The following is a 12,681-nucleotide window of genomic DNA, read 5'->3' on the forward strand; positions in this document are numbered from 1 at the left end:
CGACGGTCCGGACCCGACATCGAACCGCGCGCATGTTGCTGTATCGATAGTAGGCGCTACACTGCATGTGCTGTAGGCATCGGAGTCTCTACAGCAGACATGTTGAGAGGACTTGGCGTTGGCGCTGTCGTACACCTACCGCGCGGTCGCGAACGGACTTCGCACGGAACATCCCATCCCTGACCTGCCTTTCATCGATGACTTCAAGCTGCCGCTGGACGATCCGTTGGGCATCGAGGCGATCGGGCGCAAGGGCGGCGGCAAGACCTGGGGCCGGGAGGACCCCTGCGACGAGGGCTGGGTTGCCTTCACCACTGACCCGGAGCGGCTGGACCTGGCATGGGTGGTGCGCTGGCATCCCGAGCACGGACGCTCGGTCGTGGTCTACCGAAACATTGAGGCCGCAGCGGCGCACACCGCCTACAGCGAGGAGGCGCTGCTGTTCCGCAGCGGCGGCTACTGGTGGGACGGCACAACCTGGTACCGGCCTTCCCAAGTCTTCGACATGGCACGGGGCCGCTACATGAACCGCCCCGTGCCATCGGCGCTAACCGTCAGCGCGGCGGACCTGCTCGACGAAGCCGCCCACACCGACCGCGGTGAGGTGCTGCTGATCGGCGACCTGGATCCCGACAAGCCCTACTACACCGCTGCGGGCCGACGGTGGCGCGACGACCTGGCGCTGTGGGCCCAGCACCACGGCACCGGGCGGCACCTTGCCGCTTGCGTGGTCCAGCTGACCGCACCGGAGCTGGCGGCCGATCAGCTGCTTCAGGTGTCGGACCTTGCGGACGCTGCCGGCATCGCGCCCAGCACGCTACGGGCCTACCTCGCCCGCGGCGAGGGCCAGGTCCCGTGCCCGCAGGCGCAACCAGGCGGCCGGAGCATGTGGTCGCGGCCGGTGGCCGAGGACTGGGCCGAGACGCGGCGCCGGTCCGACGGCGTTGCCGAGACCATGGCTGACCGCGACCACGGCAACCTGTCCATCGGCGTGACCGAGCTATGGCACTGGTTTACCACCGCGTTCGCTCAGAACCTGTGGGACCGGGCGCCGTTCCGCAAGCGGTTCGCGCTCCGATGGCGGACGCAGGAGTCGGTGCGCGAGGTGGCCCGGGATCTTGCGTGGACAGCAGCGGCGAGTCTGGACCACATGATCCCGATGTACGACCTCGCCGCCACCGTCAGGCTCGCGCTGATGTGGGAGTTCGCCGACCACCAGCGCAGGCTGGGTAGTGAGGTGGTCAGTTATTCGATCACTCCGCCAGCGGCCAGGATGCTCGACTGGCTGATCCGGCACCATCCCGACGCGGCCCGTGTCGCCATCGCGGATCTGGTCGGAGAGGCCGAACGGGGGTTGGAGATCCCTCAGGACATCGTGGCCAGGTCGTTGCAGACCGCGCTGGCGCTCGACGGCAAGCTCGGCGACGGCGCGTACGACGAGTTCATGGAGCTGGCCCTGCCGCCGCAGAGCTGACAGGCGAACTCGACGGCCGGGCCCGGCGAAGGCCCGGCCGGCTTGCATCCCTGAGCTGGGAGGGGCGGTACAGAGATTGGTGCCGACGATGGGGCGGGCAGGAACCCACCACCCACCCACCGCCGCTTTGAAACGTCAGCGTCCGATTCGTTTGCCGCTGGCGGCCAGTGCGGCGCGCGCCCTCGCCTCCTGCGCTGCCCAACTTTTAGGCACTCGCGGCTCCGCCGAACTGCGCCGATCTTGGGCAGCCTGCTGAACCTGGGACAGGTCTTTCTCGGCCCCACCCCGTTTCGGGTGAGGCCTGCGCTGCCACTTGCCGCTGAGCTTGCGGCATGGCGTGTTCGCCGATGCGTCGCAGGTCGGGCAACCTTCGCCCGTGACGAAATACTGCCCACTGCGCACGACCCGTACGGTGACCATCGAGGTTCCCTGACTGCCTCTCACCTGTGCAGTATCCAGCCTCGTCGAGCCGGATCGCCGCAAGCTCCCGGAGGACAGCGGTCGGCCTCTCTCAGAACTGTCGGTTCTGCGGCGGCCGGGATTCCGCAGAATCCGGCCGCGTTCGCGCAGGTCGCCCATTCGTATTTTGGTCAGTCAGAACCCCCGCGTTCCGGGGAGGTCTTTGACGGACCAAGCCGGTAGGTTGACCGGCATGAACACGGCACCCGAGCACCCGCCCACCGGGCCAGCCGACGGCATATTCGTGCGCGACGTGATGCGCCGCATCGAGGCCGCCGAGCGCGCCGGAGACCGGCGCGAGGTCGACCGGCTGATGCGCTGGGCCAATACCGAGGGCTCCGACCGGATCGGGTCGGTGGTGGCGCAGCTGGTCGAGGCTCGCCAGCAGGCCGCGTTCCGGGCGACGTTCGGCCTGCCGCAGGTCGCCGCCGGAATCACCCTGGCCGAGCCCGGCCAGCAGCTCTGCGACTTCTGCGGCGTCCCCGGGCCCAGCGTCTACTACCCGTTCCAAGAGTTCGTTGTCGTCTCCGGGCCCGGCGGCACCGTCATGTCTGGCGACCGCATGTACGCCTGCTCGATGTGTGCCTCCTACGTCGACGCCGACGACTGGCCGGGCATGGCCGGCTGGTTGGGCGCTGCCTTCTTCAAACGCAACAACAAGCGCCTGTTCAGGCCGTTTCGTCGCAACCGCACCGGCGACCCGGTCCCCGTCGCTCCAGGCAGCGACCCCGAGCGCGGCCGGACCCACGGCGGCGGCCGATGAGCGGGGCCCGGGTGCTAACGCCCGAGCAGGCCGCCACCGGCGGGGCGCCGTCCGTCTTCAGCGTGGCCCTGGGCGAGATCGCACGATCACCCCGCTGGAGAATTGAGGACCTCGCGTACGGCATCCATCGCCGCGGCCTGCCGCTCTACGACTACGAGCCGACCCCGCAGGCGATGACCGACGACGAGGTCGAGGAGTACGTCGACGACCTGCTCGGCGAGCTGCGCAAGGCGTTGTGGCACCAGCGCTACTGGCTGATCACCGACATGGTGATCGGCGCCAGGCGGCGCGACCCGGCACTGGGCGCGTACGCCGCGGCGTACGTCGTGGCACAGGCCCGCGCCAGCGCCTGGAGCCCGGCCGAGATCGAAGCAGCGTGCAATGCCGTGGCGACCTAATCCGACGGGCTCACAGGTGCTAATCGTCGAGCAGGCCGGCGAGGTCCGCCGACACCAGGGTGGTGCGCAGCCAGGGCCGCACGGTGCAGCGCAGTCGACGTCGCGCCGGCGGGCGTGCTCCTGGATGCGCGCCAGCGCGGTCAGGACTCAGGGTTCCAGCACCACCGCCTCGCCCAGGTCGACGGTGAGTCGTCGGCAACCGGGGATCTCGACCGCGTCGCACAGGTGGCGCACCACCGTGTCGACGTCGGCAGGACCGATGTCGTGGACGACGCTGGCACGGCAGTGCTCACCTCTCATCGCGAGCTCGCAGGTCACCTGCATCGTGACTCCCCCGTCCTGATGGCCGCAGCCACGCCGGCGCCCACCAGACAGAGGCTGCTGGCAGCCCGCTCCGCTCGTGGCCTGAGGCGCTGGGGCGTCCCGTACCCCGTCGCACCGGATGCACGCGCTACCTGAGCATCGCAGCCACCCGCGCAGGCAGGTGCGCCGGTTCCAACCCGATCAGCGGCAGCCATGCACAGTCGTCGACTTCCTCGGCCTGCAGGCGCACCTCGACCCCTGCGGGAACAGTGAACAGGAACCGCAGATCGAAATGGTTGTGCTGCGGCTCGCCGCGGCCGGGATTGGCGGGGATCAAGTACACGCCGATGTCGGCTGGGATGTCGTCGGCCAGGGTCAGCAGGTCGTCGGCGATTCCGGTCTCCTCCTCGACCTCCCGCACCGCGGCGTCGACCAGGCTGGTGTCGCGAGCCTCAAGGTGCCCGCCCGGTCCGAGCCACTTGCCCAGCACCCGGTGCCGGATGTGCAGCACCAGCCCGTCTGGGTTGACCACGATGGCCGAGCACGTCAGGTGCCCGGTGAACGTGCTGCGGGACGTGACGTCGCCCGCCCCGGCCAACGCGGCGCCGATCGGGGCGAGCCGGTCGGCCTCACCCGGGTGCCGCGCGAGGTACGCCGCCAGCGTCTTGGCGATATGGCCGTGGTCGATCACGGTGCTGCCTGACCCGCAGGCCGGGCGAGTTCGGTGCGGCTGGCGGCGACGATCGCGGCGACCTGCGCCGGATGCGCGTACGGCAGGCCAGGCAGCGACGGGTCCATCAGCACCCGCCTGCGGCCGGAGCCGACGGCGGGTGCGACCAACCGCCACCCGTCGTCGTCGACCGCCAGCGTCTGCTGCTCCGGCAGGGTCCACTCGATGTGGCTGTGGCCGACCTCGGGGTCGGCCACCTGCACGCCGCGCTGGCGCAGTTCTGCGGTGACCCGCTCGGCCAGCTCCCGTCGGTCGAAGGGCTCTGCGGTGTCCTCGGGCAGCGCCACGGCGGCGGCCTCGCTGGCGGCGGCCTCGATGCCACGGGCCAGCCCAGTCAGCGCGGCGACCGCTTCGGCGGGATCCCCGACCTCGCCGCGGGCGTGGGCCAGCGTCAGCCATGCGCCCACACCGGTGGCCACGGCGGCCGCGCCGCGCAGTTGCTCGGCCAGGCAGGACACGACGGTGGCGGCGTCCTCGGCGAGTAGCAGGCTGTGGGGCTTGCTGGCCAGCGCGGCGCCGAGATCGGCGGTCGCCCGAGCCAGGAATCGCGCCCCGCTGATCGAGTGGATCGTGACCGCGTGGTCGACGCCGAGCATCTCCAGGTCGTCGGCATCACCGGTGCTGTCCTCGACGTGCGCGAAGTACAGCGCCATCGGGTCCCACTGCGCGCCCGCACCCTGCCCCGCCGCGTTCTCGCCGAGGTCTTGCTCGCTTCCGGTCATGGCAGACATCTTCGCCGGAGCCGGGGCTGCCCCAGCGAAGCGACACGGCGGCGACACCGCTCGGTGCCACCGGGGCGGCGGAACCACGTCGCCCGCACCGGCAGAACCTGCCCGCCGGGCAGACATGAATCCGATGTCGGGCCTGGCGCCGCGGTGGTGGGTAGTTGGCCAAATCCCTCTGCGGGCTGGCGCGTTGAAAAGGAAGGGTGACGGTCAGCCGGCTCCGATGTGTCGCCACGCGTGCGACATATAGAGAACGGCCCCGCCGAGGGCCGACCGGACAACACCCGGGCGCCGCAGCCAGCGGCGACCAGCTGGAGCAGAGCCGCCAAGGCCACTGCCACCGCGTGCGATCTCGTGGCGCTATTCGGCGCCACGACCGGGCGCGATGGCCTGGCCGTGACGACCAGGACCATCGCTCACCTGTTACGACTGGCCGCGACCCTTGCCAGCAAGCGCGGAAGCGGTCACTCGTAACCCGACAGGGACCGGGGTTCGGCTCTTACGAGCCGGGCTCCGGTCCTTTCTTGGTACACCCCACCCAACGAACACACCAGGGGCTACGTGACTAGACAAAACGGGCAAGACGGGGAACAAAGGCATATATAAGGTGCAAGACGCCCATTGGGGCTGTCGTGAGCCCGTCTTGACCCAAGCGAGTCGGCTTGCCGACCTCGCCCATCGTGCAGATGCCGCCGCCGACAACCCTTCAGACGGTGTTGGCCAGGGCTTCGGCGCGCTGGTGACACCAGCGCACCCAGCGCCGTACGGCGACCGTGGCAACGGGCGCGCCGGCGGTGAACTCGGCCACGGCCGCGGTTTGCGGTGAACAGGCGTCGACGCTCCGGGGCAGGCTCCAGGCCAGCCAGGCGGCGACAGTGTCGGCATCTTGTGGGTACGACCAGATGTAGCCGGCCGCGATCGTCAGCAACTCCCCGTGATCCACGTCCATCTGTAGATCCTGCCTCCGCTGAGCGGTACGACCCACGCCGCTCACCAGGGTTTGCCCGAGCGTCGTGCAGGACCGACCGAGGCGACACGGTCGACCCGGTACGTTCGGCCCGGAGCCGCAGGAGTGGCAGCAGGCACGCTGCGTGCGCCCCTGCCGCCCCGCGGTCGAGCAGGCGCCGACGGCGCGTGGTGGCGGGCGGCGTGCCGCCACTACTCGCCTGCCAGCACCTCGGCCTGCCGACGGAGGGCATCCGGCAGCGAGCCGAACGTCTCCAGCGACACTCCCGGCCCGGCGGGGTGCCGACCCGTCACGAGCTCGGGACCGTCCGGTCCTGCCAGCACCAGGATGTCGCCGGTTCCGTAGGGCACACCTGGCGCGGAACGGGCGGCGGCGACGACCACCGCGAAAACCGCCCGCCGCACGTCGACGGGCACGAGACCGTTGATTACCGTGAGGATCTGCTCTGCGCGCGAGGAGGTGCTGGCGCGCAGCCGGCTGTTTCGACGTCGGCTCAGCGGGTGGTCCTGCCGCGTGGACGCGTACGCAACGTACCGCTGCCAGAGGGCGCCGTCGGTCCTCAGGGCGGCCTCCGCCGCCTGGGCGAACTTCTCCGTAGGTCGGTGGCGGCGCATCTCGATGTGGCTCACGTAGGAGGGGTCGCAGCCGAGCAGCTGCGCGAGCTGGCGCTTGGACAGTCCGCGCTCGGCACGCCACCGGGCGAGCTCGTTGGCGAACGCCCGCGCGGCCACCTCCTCCGCCGTGAACGTGACGTTCTTGTGCACCGGCCTCGCCATCCTTCCGGGGTGAGCGACGACGCTACCGCGCGTGCGCCAGCCACGCAGGTGGTCAACGGGCTCCATCCCCCTGCCGAAGGACGAGGTGCCGTCCGGATTCCGCAGAATCTGGGCGCGACATCGCACTGCCGAACCGACGGGCAAACCTCAGCGCCCGCCGGGCGGGGCGCTGGTAGCTTGCCCGAGCATGGGCTTCACCGCATGTGCGTTCTGTGACGCGACCGGCGAGACAACGAAGATCACTAAGGAGCATCTGTACTCCGAATGGATCAATTTGGTGCTGCCCGCCAGCGTCGTCGGCCCGAACATCACCGTCGAGTGGACCGACCATGTCTCCGGGGCGTTCAGGACCCGGCCGGTGCGGGAACTGGCCAGTGAGCAGGTTCGCTGCGTTTGCCACCGGTGCAACAACGGCTGGATGAGCAAACTCGACGACCAGGTGCGCCCGCTGCTGGAGCCGATGATTCTTGGCAAGCCCACGACCTTGTCGGCGCTCGACCAGCTGACGGTGGCCACCTGGGCGGCGATGAAAGCGGCGGTCTTCGAGTTCGCGTGGGACAACCCGCCGGTGTACGAGCAGGCCGACCGCGAGATCATCCGAACACAGCAGCGACCGCCTGCCACTGTCCGCGTCGCGCTCGCGGCGATCCAGTCACAGGGCTTCCCGCTGCGTGCGATCTCCCGAGGAATCGTCGGCGGTGGCCGGGCGGCTCAGTGCCTGACCTTGCAGATCGGGTGCCTGGTGATGCAGATCCTGGGCGGACCACTGGCCGGGGCACACGGCTTTCACACCGTCGGCGGAGTGCGACCGCGGCACGTGATGGTCTACCCGCCGGCGCTTTCCGGCCAGCGGTGGCCGCCCACCGAGGTACACGACGACGCGTCGCTGCTCGCGTCGACCGAACCGTGGGGTGGCCCCGGCGGGCAGGTCTCGGGTCCGCGCGTGTAGGGGCAGGGCTTCCCGGTCAGCTGGTCTTCTTGGCGCGGTCGGCGCGAGTGCTGCCGGTGGCGTCGGGGCCGGGCACGCTTGGCTGGCCCAGCTGGTCGACCAGCGCCTCGGCTCGGGCGGCCCTGTCGACGGCTGCCCGCAGCTGCGCCTCGATGACCGCGGTGGCCTGGCGCGCGGCGGCCAGGTCCCGGGTGAATCCGCGCTCGGCGTCGGCCAGCGCGCGCTCGGCGGTCTGCCGGTCGCGGACGGCCTGGTCGGCGGCGGCGGTGCGTTCCTGTAGCTGGGTGAGCCATGTCTGCTGGGCCTGGTGGTGCTCGGCGTGCTGGCGTTGCAGCTGCTGGCGTGCCGCATCGCGCTCCTCGATCGCGGCGGCCGTCTGCTGCTGCTCGGCGTGCAGGTCACGCCCAAGGGAAGCCAGCTTCTGCTCGCCGACAGCAGCCTGCTGACGCAGCTGCTCCGCCTCGGCGCGGGTGGCACCGTGGGCGGTCTGCTCGTTGGCCAGCGCTTCGGCAGCCTTTCTGAGCTGCGCGTTGAGCTCCTTGATCTCGGCGGTGAGGTCCTTGGCCTGTTCGGTCAGCTCGCGGTTCCGCTCCTCCGCGGCGGTGCGCCGTTCCTTCTCGTCGAGTACGGCCTTGGCCCGCTCGTCGCCGTAGGCGCGCTGCTTCGACGCTTCCTCCTGGTACTTGAGGGTTTCCGCCCAGGCGGCGCGGACCCCGCGCTCCTTCTCGGCTTCGGCGTCGCGGGCCTGGCGCTCGGCGACGGCCTTGGCCTCGTTGGCCCGGCCGGCGTCGGCCCATGCCTGCTGGGCTGAGGCGTCGGCGGCGGCCGCGGTGCGCTCGGCGTCCTCGACCTGCTCCAGAGCACGTTTGGCCAGGGCGGCGTGCTGGGCGATGCGGACGGCGGCGGACTCCTCGACCGCGTCGCGGGCGGCAACGGCGCCGGTCAGCGCTTCGCCCAGGGCCGCCAAACCCTGCTGCACCCCTGCGGCCGCCGCCACGAACTGCTCGTCGGCGGCGGACTGGGCGGCCAGCTGGGGCTCCAGCTCCGTGGCGCGCAACGCCGCGACGTGGGCGGCGTGCATGTCCTTGCAGGTCCGGCCGTCGGGCCACACGCGGGGCTCACCGTCGACGAGGCAGAACTCCCGGCGGCGTCCCCGTCCCCCGGTTGCCGGCGGCCGCGCGTTGTCGCAGGCCGCGTTCTTGCACTTCAGGGCGCCGGCTGGGGGCGTGAGCTGGGCGTCGTTCTCGGGCATGGCTTAGCCTAGCATTTGTATTTAAATTTAAACAGCGACTCTTTAGAATAAAATTTAAATACAAATAAGTTGATCGTGATGTATCATGATCGACAAATCGGCCCCCTGAGAGCCACGCTGAGCCGATTTCGCGGCCCGGCCCGTAGGGCGGCGAGGGGGCGCGAGGGCTCCGAAGCGCCCGAATCGGGGCGCTGGGCGGGCGGTCGGGCGGGCGAAAATCCGATCGGTTGCAAGATCCACAACGAATCACGATAATGACTGTTATCCTGTGGCGTTGTCGATCAAGGGGGTTCCGTGAGACGTCGGCCGTCCACCGGCTCCCCCGCCGACTCCCGTGGCCGCGCCACGCTGACGACGCCTCACGACGAGCCGACCACCGCCTGCGCCGTGGCGGCCGGGCGGGCGGGACGCGGCGTCCGCCCCCGCCCGGCCGGCGGATCACTTTCGGCTGCGACGCGCCTTCGGCCGATCGCGCTCGCCGCGCCGCTTGATGGCGACCTTGTGCATGACGACGACCCATGTCGCCGTCGCCACCAGCAGCGCCAGGTCGCGCGCCGACAGCTCGGCGAGCAGCATGAGCAGACCCTGCACGAGTACGCCGACCAGGAGGCTGCCCATGCTGGCCGCGCTCGCGACCGTGGCCCAGCCCAGCGCGCTGCTGGCGGCGTGACGCAGCTTGGCGCGCCCCCGCGCGGTGTGCGTGTAGACCGCGCTCTCCGGGCAGCCGACAGCACCGGCGATCTCGCGGGCCGACCAGCCCTCGACCTCGGCCAGGTAGGTGGCGGCGCGCTGGTGGCCGGGCAGGTCCTGCAGGGCGGCCATGGCCGGGCCCGGCTCCAGCTCGTCGAGCAGGTCGTCGATGGGATCGTCGATCGCGCCGTCGATCGCGCCGAGGGCCTGGTCGGCGACGGGCCGGGCGCGCTGGCCGGTGCTGGTCCAACCGGGATGCAGGGTGGTCGCCTCGCGGCGGGCCTTGCGGCGCACGTAGGCCCGGCGCACGATGTTGCCGCCGACCCGGTACACCCAGCCGATCGGGTTGTCCAGGGCCTGCACCGTCGGCCAGCGCAGCGCCGCCCGCGCCCACACCACCTGCGCGACGTTCTCGGGGTCCAGCTCGGCCTGGGTGAACCCGGCGGCGAGTCGGGTGAGGTAGCCCAGCAGCTTGTCGTGGTGCTCGGCGCGGAACGCCTCGAACTGCCGCTCCCAGCCGGCGTGGCGGCCGTCGTGCGGGTCGAAGCCCCACCCGCCGACGGCACCCTCCTCCTCCGTGGGGTCCACGATCATGCGGCCAGCTCCGGCGCGCTCGGCCCCGTGCCGACCCGGACCTCCCAGCGCACGCCGTCCTTGCCGACGCCCTGGATCTCGCTGCCGCGCGGCAGGCGCGAGACGGCGTCGACCAGCGCGACGCGGCCGCGCAGCACGAGCAGCTCGGCGCCCGCGTCGGCCGCCTTCAGCACCACCGCGCTGGCGACACCCACCAGCCCGACCGTCACCGGGTCCACCATCGGTTCCCCCTCCTTCACGCGAACCGCCGCGGCGGCGGTCCTTCCGACAGGCGTGAGGCCGGCAGCGGCCGGAATCTGTACCGGTCCACCGAAGATCTTTTCCGGCCGGGCGACGGTGCCACTCTCTTCCGCCGCCCAGCCGTCTTCGGCGCGCTTGCGCTCACGCGGCCCGGCCTCGCCGGGCGCGTCGGGTCCGGACCCGGCGGTAGAGGTCGACGCCCTCGAACACGAACCGGCCGATCGGCATCATCCGCGCGTGCCGGGCCATCCGGTCCGCAGCGCGGCGACGCGCCGAGAGCGGGCCGTCGCGGCGGCTCACCAGCTGCAGCATGTACGTGACGGCCACGACGATGGCGTCGACGGCCAGCACGGTGATCACCGTGCTCGCGCCGAACAGCCGGTACAGCACCTGCAGCAGCTGGTCGGCCACGCCGACCGCGCCGACGGCCGCGACCGCGACTGCGGATCCGGTGAGCGCGAGCCCCACGGCCTGGCGCAGGTTGTCGCGGCCGCGCTTGGTGTAGGTGCGCACGTCGGCGGCCGACACCCCCAGCACCGCGGCGATCTCCTTGGCCTTCCACCCCTCGACCTCGGCCAGGTAGGTCGCCGCCTTCTGGTGGCCGGGGAGGCGGTGCATGGCGCTCATCGCCAGGCCGGGGGCCAGCCGGTCCAGCAGCTCGTCCTCCCACTCCGGACGACACTGCACATCGAGGCCGCCCAGCGCCTGGTCCGCGACCGGCCGACCGCGCTGCCCGGCCGAGGTCCAGCCCGGCTGCACCGCCGTCACCCTGGCCAGCTCCCGACGGTTGAGGTAAGCCCGCATCACCAGGTTTTTGGCGACCTTGTAGAGGTACGCCCGTCCCCCGCCGGGCCTCTGACGTTCCCTGTCCTGCACCGTGGGCCAGCGGACCATCGCCTTCTCCCAGGTCGCCTGGGTCACGTGCTCGGGGTCGAGCTCGGCCTGGGTGAACCCGGAGCACAGGCGCTGCACGTAGCCCAGCAGCCGGTCCTCATTGGCGCGCATGAAGACGGTGAACGCGTCCTGCCATCCGGTGTGCCGCCCGTCGGCGGGGTCGAACCTCCACCCGCCGGCCGACTCGCACTCTGTCTGATCGACCCTCACCGGCCCAGCTCTCCCACACCCGCCCGCACCAGCCAACGACTCCCATCGTGGCCCACCACGCTGATCTCTGACCCGGCGGGCAGCCGGCCGGCCGCCTCGACCAAGGCGGTACGCCCACGCAGCAGCACCACCTCGGCGCCAGCGTCGGCGACCTTCTTCACGACGTACCCGGCCGCGCCCAGCACGGCCACCGTCAGCGGGTCCACCATCTTCTCCTTCATCTGCGGCCGCCGCGGTGGCGAAGCCGTCCGACGACCACAAGTCCAGCGGGCCGGAAAATGTGTACCGGCCCGCGAAACTCGGAAAGGACATGCCCATGCCCGGCTTGGGGACCGAGACCGACACCAGAGCGCTGACGGGAAGGCCGGTGGCCAGCCGCGTGGCCGGGCACCGTTGGGTCGACCAGACGACGCTCGTCCCGGCCGGTGAAGGCCGGACCACCGTGCGCCGGATCTGCGGCTGCGGCCGCACCTGGTGGCCGTGGGAGAACGGCTGGCCGACGACCTATCTGTACTACTGCCAGCTGCACGGCCAGAATGCCGGTGGCCCGTCGACGTCGTGAGCGCCCTCCCGGCCGCGCCGACCGACAACTGTCAACGTGCTGATCCGGCCCACAGACGCGGCGACGCCGCATCGGCGACGGCGTGACCCGCGTTGCCCGTTTGACTCGCCCAACGGCAGGAGAATCTTGATGACGACCGAAGGCCATGCCGATCTCGGACCGGCCCCCGACCTGTCCCGATACGACGCGAGCGTCAGCCCGGAGGCGTACGAGTGGTGGCTGTCCGACCACCCCTGGGCCGCGGCCGAACGGACCCGGCGGCACGCCGCGGAACAGCAGGACGAGCTGGACCGCGCGGAGCGGATCGCCGACTGGATCGCCCGCACCCACGCCGCCGACGCCAGCGGGGACCTGGTCGACCGGCCCGACGGCTGGCGCGACAACCTGGTCGGCCTCGCCACCGCGGTGACGCCGCTGGCAGAGGAAGCTCGGCTGCGTGCAACGCTCGACTCCGCCGAACCCGACGACCTGCGTGTCGTGCGGCTGCGCGAGGCGCTGGAGCGCAAGCGCAGGCTGGAGGGCGAGCCCCAGTACGCCTATCCGCAGCACCTGCAGGGGCCAGGCGCGGCCACGTACCCGCCGCCCGGGTGGAACCCGCAGCAGCAGACGAGGGCCTGACCGCCGCCGAGGGTTGCGCAGCACGAGCGCACCGTCGACGGATCCGCCCAGCACACCGGCAACAACGTCGCGACCAC

General features: G+C 71.2%; 15 protein-coding genes and 1 pseudogene. 6 read left to right on the plus strand and 10 right to left on the minus strand.

Translation table 11 applies throughout. The features are described 5' to 3' along the window. Positions 1-118: 118 nt before the first annotated feature. From AB0B35_RS19835 to AB0B35_RS19845, 3 genes are all read left to right on the plus strand, one after another. The gene (locus AB0B35_RS19835; RefSeq protein ID WP_361047353.1) at positions 119-1,474 is read left to right on the plus strand and encodes a hypothetical protein; all 1,356 of its coding nucleotides are present in this window, start codon (positions 119-121) and stop codon (positions 1,472-1,474) included. A gap of 652 nt (positions 1,475-2,126) precedes the next feature. Next, positions 2,127-2,696: a hypothetical protein gene (locus tag AB0B35_RS19840; RefSeq protein ID WP_361047355.1), complete on the plus strand. Its 570-nt coding sequence runs from the start codon at positions 2,127-2,129 to the stop codon at positions 2,694-2,696. After that, positions 2,693-3,094: a hypothetical protein gene (locus tag AB0B35_RS19845; protein ID WP_361047358.1), complete on the plus strand. Its 402-nt coding sequence runs from the start codon at positions 2,693-2,695 to the stop codon at positions 3,092-3,094. Before AB0B35_RS19840 ends, AB0B35_RS19845 begins: the two co-directional genes overlap by 4 nt. A 147-nt stretch (positions 3,095-3,241) precedes the next feature. Here the strand turns inward: AB0B35_RS19845 and AB0B35_RS19850 are convergent, their stop codons facing one another. The 5 genes and pseudogenes from AB0B35_RS19850 to AB0B35_RS19870 form a co-directional block, all read right to left on the minus strand. After that, entirely contained in the window at positions 3,242-3,418 is a 177-nt protein-coding gene (locus AB0B35_RS19850) for a hypothetical protein (protein ID WP_361047360.1), read from the minus strand. Positions 3,419-3,545: 127 nt separating this feature from the next. Then, positions 3,546-4,088, minus strand: coding sequence for an NUDIX hydrolase (locus tag AB0B35_RS19855; RefSeq protein ID WP_361047362.1), 543 nt, complete (start codon positions 4,086-4,088; stop codon positions 3,546-3,548). Continuing rightward, a complete protein-coding gene (locus tag AB0B35_RS19860; protein ID WP_361047365.1) occupies positions 4,085-4,849 on the minus strand; it encodes a hypothetical protein in 765 nt (254 codons plus the stop codon). The genes AB0B35_RS19855 and AB0B35_RS19860 overlap by 4 nt, the downstream gene beginning before the upstream one ends. 709 nt (positions 4,850-5,558) lie before the next feature. Then, a complete protein-coding gene (locus tag AB0B35_RS19865; protein WP_361047367.1) occupies positions 5,559-5,801 on the minus strand; it encodes a hypothetical protein in 243 nt (80 codons plus the stop codon). A gap of 548 nt (positions 5,802-6,349) precedes the next feature. Continuing rightward, positions 6,350-6,595, minus strand: a pseudogene (locus tag AB0B35_RS19870) (helix-turn-helix transcriptional regulator); the annotation flags it as partial. 187 nt (positions 6,596-6,782) lie between these two features. On the opposite strand from AB0B35_RS19870, the gene AB0B35_RS19875 reads away from it, so the two are divergent. Continuing rightward, complete coding sequence (locus tag AB0B35_RS19875) at positions 6,783-7,544, plus strand: hypothetical protein (RefSeq protein WP_361047368.1); 762 nt, start codon at positions 6,783-6,785, stop codon at positions 7,542-7,544. 16 nt (positions 7,545-7,560) lie between these two features. Here AB0B35_RS19875 and AB0B35_RS19880 read toward each other — a convergent pair whose 3' ends face one another. The 5 genes from AB0B35_RS19880 to AB0B35_RS19900 all read right to left on the minus strand — a co-directional run bounded on the left by AB0B35_RS19880 (position 7,561) and on the right by AB0B35_RS19900 (position 11,645). Next, positions 7,561-8,796 carry a hypothetical protein gene (locus tag AB0B35_RS19880; RefSeq protein ID WP_361047371.1) on the minus strand — a complete coding sequence of 412 codons (1,236 nt, stop codon included), beginning with the start codon at positions 8,794-8,796 and terminating at the stop codon, positions 7,561-7,563. Between the two features lie 438 nt (positions 8,797-9,234). Then, positions 9,235-10,080: an RNA polymerase sigma factor gene (locus tag AB0B35_RS19885; RefSeq protein ID WP_361047373.1), complete on the minus strand. Its 846-nt coding sequence runs from the start codon at positions 10,078-10,080 to the stop codon at positions 9,235-9,237. Continuing rightward, the gene (locus AB0B35_RS19890; protein WP_361047375.1) at positions 10,077-10,301 is read right to left on the minus strand and encodes a hypothetical protein; all 225 of its coding nucleotides are present in this window, start codon (positions 10,299-10,301) and stop codon (positions 10,077-10,079) included. The genes AB0B35_RS19885 and AB0B35_RS19890 overlap by 4 nt, the downstream gene beginning before the upstream one ends. A 160-nt stretch (positions 10,302-10,461) precedes the next feature. Continuing rightward, positions 10,462-11,424: a sigma-70 family RNA polymerase sigma factor gene (locus tag AB0B35_RS19895; RefSeq protein ID WP_361047378.1), complete on the minus strand. Its 963-nt coding sequence runs from the start codon at positions 11,422-11,424 to the stop codon at positions 10,462-10,464. Beyond that, positions 11,421-11,645 (minus strand): hypothetical protein, encoded by a 225-nt coding sequence (locus AB0B35_RS19900; protein WP_361047382.1) that lies wholly within the window; start codon positions 11,643-11,645, stop codon positions 11,421-11,423. Before AB0B35_RS19900 ends, AB0B35_RS19895 begins: the two co-directional genes overlap by 4 nt. 95 nt (positions 11,646-11,740) lie before the next feature. Between AB0B35_RS19900 and AB0B35_RS19905 the strand changes: the two genes are divergently transcribed. Beyond that, complete coding sequence (locus AB0B35_RS19905; RefSeq protein ID WP_361047385.1) at positions 11,741-11,986, plus strand: hypothetical protein; 246 nt, start codon at positions 11,741-11,743, stop codon at positions 11,984-11,986. A gap of 129 nt (positions 11,987-12,115) precedes the next feature. Beyond that, positions 12,116-12,604 carry a hypothetical protein gene (locus AB0B35_RS19910; RefSeq protein WP_361047388.1) on the plus strand — a complete coding sequence of 163 codons (489 nt, stop codon included), beginning with the start codon at positions 12,116-12,118 and terminating at the stop codon, positions 12,602-12,604. The last annotated feature ends 77 nt before the right edge of the window (positions 12,605-12,681 follow it).

Origin of the sequence: Catellatospora sp. NPDC049133 (genome assembly GCF_040648455.1) — a bacterium.
Lineage (GTDB): Bacteria > Actinomycetota > Actinomycetes > Mycobacteriales > Micromonosporaceae > Catellatospora > Catellatospora aurea.